This is a genomic window from Paenibacillus sp. 01T422, assembly GCF_056398785.1.
This window is the reverse complement of sequence record NZ_JBFTQB010000999.1, coordinates 1-2,222: the sequence shown is the minus strand read 5'-3', so window position 1 is coordinate 2,222 and position 2,222 is coordinate 1. Positions and strand designations below refer to the sequence as shown.

Here is a 2,222-nt window from a genome sequence, read left to right as displayed (position 1 = left end):
GAGCCTTTGTTATAACGCGGCTAATAATGGTATCCACACCTTTGTTGAGCCAATCTTGAGAATCTGTATCCCATTGAATGACGGAGTAGCCCAAGTCATTGGCGATTCGGAGCACGCGTTTGTCGAAATCGCCATTAGGCATCCGGATCAGGTTAGGCTCTTTTCCGATTAATTCCGTCAATATTCCATGTGCTGTCGTTATTTGCTTGCGTATTTCTTCATCGCTTAGTGTGCTGTAATTATCGTGTTTGTTACCGTGACTACCGATTTCGAAGCCGTCTTTTTTAATTTGCTCCACGATCTCAGGATGACTTTTGCTCCAAGGCGAGGAGAGGAAGAAAGTTGCGTCCTTTACCCCTTTATCCTTAAGGATATTCAAGATTGGCTCTGCTCGCTTCTCCCCCCAGGAAATATCGAAGGTTAAAGCAATAACCTTTTTCTCTGTCTGTACGCTATAAATCGCCGAAGGCTCAGCATTAGAAAAGACAGACACATTGCTTTGCTCCGAATAGACAATAGCTGCTGCGAACACGATGGCTAGAGCGATAAATACATATTGTTTAAATTTCTTAGCATTTAGTACAAAAAAATAGTTCATTTACAGCCTGTACCTCCTTATGCCTTACAAACGGTAAGGCTTGTATACTCTTTAATAAATAATGTATGCTCGTACACAGTACTTATGCTTCCGAAATTGGAGGAAATAGAAATGACATTTAAACCATTACTGCAGCATTTTAAAGAAATGAAACACTATTTCATCGTCGTAGTTTTAGTGTTTGGCATTAGTTTTTACTTAGGATGGGCAAACTCTGATCAATTTTCACACTTTTTAAAAGGTCAGCTGGAAGGGCTTAAGTCGATAAGCCAATCCCTCAGCAAGAAAGATAATCCGCAGGTGTGGTTTTTCTTTATCATTTTCCTGAATAATGCCGTCAAGTCTGTGGCTATTATTTTTCTGGGTCTTCCTTTAGGTCTGCTGCCGCTCTTCATGTTGGTTGCGAATGGCATGATTCTAGGTTACGTTCTATCTCTGCAAACGCATGAAAGCACCCTGTCTATTGTACTGAAAGGAATTCTTCCGCATGGAATTATAGAAATACCGGTTATTCTGTTGGCCTGTGCTTATGGTCTTAAATTAGGCATGTTGGTTTGGAAAAGCGCAGCGCAGATATTTGTTCCTGTTCCTAATAGGACGGCCATACCAGAACTTAAAAAAGTGTTAACCTTAACGAAACCTCTTATTGTTGTAATCGTCGTTCTTTTGCTACTCGCGGCAATCATTGAGAGCACACTCACCTACTGGTTGGTTCATTTGTGAAAATTTTTCAGAAGCTTGTCATAAAAATGGCAAAATCTGAGCATAACAGTAAAGCAGTAGGGTGGCGGGCAAACGAAGGTTTTAGTTGGCCGCTTCTTTCGATTCTACTGTTAGTGCCATTAATCTCTACAGTCGAGAGGGGTTTGGATGGATGTATGCTCGGATTCTTGTTCAATGATCGGGAATGCAGGGAATTAGATTACGTACTACGTAAAGAGTTAGATGAAATGCTATTTGATTTGAATGACAAAAGAATTGATCAAGAAATTAAAGGGGCAATAGAATCCAGATATAAAGTTATCTTCAGGATGTATGCTCGTTTAGCAACTCCCAAAGAAATTTCGAAATATGCAAGAAACCGCAACTACCAAGCTCAAAAAAAATAGGGGGTATGTTATTGACTTACCCTCTCCTTATGTGTTACTTTATATCTCGCCCCTTGAAAATAAGGACAAGCAAGTCGGTCTTAACATTCCTCAAAAAAGATGTTGAAAAAAAGACTTGCAATGTTCTGGGTGAATGTGGTATATTTAAAAAGTCGCCGCTAAACAGACGGTGATGATGAATGAGAGAAAATTGATCTTTGAAAACTGAACAATGAGTGAGTAAGCACGAACGAGAAATCGTTCAAAAATAAGAGATTATTTATAATCTCGCTAGCAAGTCAATGAGTACAATTRAGCTTAAAATATGGGCCCCGGAAAAGTAATYGGAATTCTCTTCGGAGGTTAACGTCACTTTTTTGGGTAACTTTATGGAGAGTTTGATCCTGGCTCAGGACGAACGCTGGCGGCGTGCCTAATACATGCAAGTCGAGCGGAGCACTTCGGTGCTTAGCGGCGGACGGGTGAGTAACACGTAGGTAACCTGCCTATAAGACTGGGATAACTATCGGAAACGA

Annotated in this window: 3 protein-coding genes and 1 rRNA gene; 3 read left to right on the top strand and 1 reads right to left on the bottom strand. The window is 40.5% G+C overall.

The genetic code is table 11. The annotated features are described in order from the left end of the window. Window positions 1–598: polysaccharide deacetylase family protein (locus AC1DUA_RS34675; RefSeq protein ID WP_477504061.1), on the bottom strand; the 598-nt coding region annotated here is incomplete at its 3' end. Between the two features lie 111 nt (window positions 599–709). On the opposite strand from AC1DUA_RS34675, the gene AC1DUA_RS34670 reads away from it, so the two are divergent. The 3 genes from AC1DUA_RS34670 to AC1DUA_RS34660 form a co-directional block, all read left to right on the top strand. After that, the gene (locus AC1DUA_RS34670; protein WP_477504060.1) at window positions 710–1,321 is read left to right on the top strand and encodes a stage II sporulation protein M; all 612 of its coding nucleotides are present in this window, start codon (window positions 710–712) and stop codon (window positions 1,319–1,321) included. A 155-nt stretch (window positions 1,322–1,476) separates the two neighbouring features. Next, the gene (locus tag AC1DUA_RS34665) at window positions 1,477–1,707 is read left to right on the top strand and encodes a hypothetical protein (protein ID WP_090826664.1); all 231 of its coding nucleotides are present in this window, start codon (window positions 1,477–1,479) and stop codon (window positions 1,705–1,707) included. Window positions 1,708–2,072: 365 nt separating this feature from the next. Next, window positions 2,073–2,222 (top strand): 16S ribosomal RNA (locus tag AC1DUA_RS34660); the annotation flags it as partial.

What these genes read in the sequence shown, in the direction of transcription:
- AC1DUA_RS34670 (WP_477504060.1), top strand. Translation starts at nt 710, where the DNA reads ATGACATTTAAACCATTACTGCAGCATTTTAAAGAAATGAAACACTAT.
- AC1DUA_RS34665 (WP_090826664.1), top strand. Translation starts at nt 1,477, where the DNA reads ATGCTCGGATTCTTGTTCAATGATCGGGAATGCAGGGAATTAGATTAC.